Genomic DNA, 1,195 nt, shown 5'->3' with positions numbered 1-1,195 from the left:
GTGTGCGCGCCGTCGCGGCCGGTGCCGGTCAGCGGCGCGCGCTCGGGCCGCTCGACGCCGCTCACGGTGAAGACCTGGTCGAGGACGGCGTTCACCTCGTCACGCAGATCCTCGCCGACATCGGTGAGCTCGGCCTGGTACGGCCACAGGGAGTCCAGCGCCGCCACCAGCCTGCGCCGCGACTCCTCGGTCCCCTGCGCCAGGGTGCGGAACCAGCGTCCCGCCCAGTCGCGGTGGTAGGTGATCTCCTTCACGCCCTTGGCCGCCACCGCCGCCAGGACCTGGTCACGGCTGGTTCGCAGCCGCTCCAGCAGCGCGAGCCGGGCCACCGAGAACAGCAGCAGCCGCACGACGACGTGCGCGAAGTCCCCGTTCTCCACCTCGGCGAGCCGGACGTTGCGGAACTGCTCCGCGTCGCGGAAGTACGCCAGCGCGTCCTCGGCCGGCGCCGGCGAGCCCTCGGGGAGGGCGGGCACGACGCCGGGATCCGCGGCCGCCGCCCGCGACAGCAGCAGGCGGGCCTGTCCGAGCAGGTCGAGCGCCATGTTCGCCAGCGCGATGTCCTCTTCCAGGTCGGGCGCGCGGCTGCACCACTCGGACAGGCGCTGCGACATGATCAGCGCGTCGTCGCCGAGCATGAGGCAGTACGCGGCCAGCTCGGCGGCGTCCACGCCCGGCGGCACCGTGGTGTCGACCCCGGCCAGGGGGTCCTCGAAGCCGGTGCCGAAGGCCCACTGCGAGGAGTCGCCGGCGAATTCGTCGTTCATGAGTCCAACCGATCACATGTGCGGGACGTTGTCGGGAATGTCGTAGAACGTCGGGTGTCGGTAGACCTTGTCGCCGCTCGGCGCGAACAGCGGGTCCTTCTCGTCCGGGCTGGAGGCCGTGATGGCGTCGGCCCGTACGACCCAGATGCTCACGCCCTCGTTGCGCCGGGTGTAGACGTCGCGCGCGTGCCGTACGGCCATCGCGTCGTCGGCGGCGTGCAGCGATCCGACGTGCACGTGGTTGAGACCCCGCTTGCCGCGGACGAACACCTCGTACAGCGGCCACTCCCGCCGGTCGGCGCTCATCGCGTGCCCGCCCGCTCCGCGAACGCCGACGCGGCCTCGCGTACCCAGGCGCCGTCCTCGTGCGCTGCCCGGCGGTGCGCCATGCGCTGCAGGCGCCTTCGGTGCCGAAGGCCGTCATGACC

2 protein-coding genes are annotated in these 1,195 nt (G+C 72.6%); both read right to left on the bottom strand.

The window, feature by feature from the left end; genetic code table 11:
- The coding region (gene paaC / locus ACWDX9_RS63480) for a 1,2-phenylacetyl-CoA epoxidase subunit PaaC (protein WP_449973482.1) at window positions 1-767 on the bottom strand (767 nt) is incomplete at its 3' end.
- 12 nt (window positions 768-779) lie between these two features.
- Window positions 780-1,073, bottom strand: a complete 294-nt coding sequence (gene paaB, locus ACWDX9_RS63475; protein ID WP_192783751.1) for a 1,2-phenylacetyl-CoA epoxidase subunit PaaB — start codon at window positions 1,071-1,073, stop codon at window positions 780-782.
- Window positions 1,074-1,195 lie beyond the last annotated feature (122 nt).

This window comes from Nonomuraea sp. NPDC003201 (genome assembly GCF_053590415.1).
The sequence above is the reverse complement of the archived record's forward strand: the minus strand, read 5'-3'. Positions and strand labels throughout refer to the sequence as shown.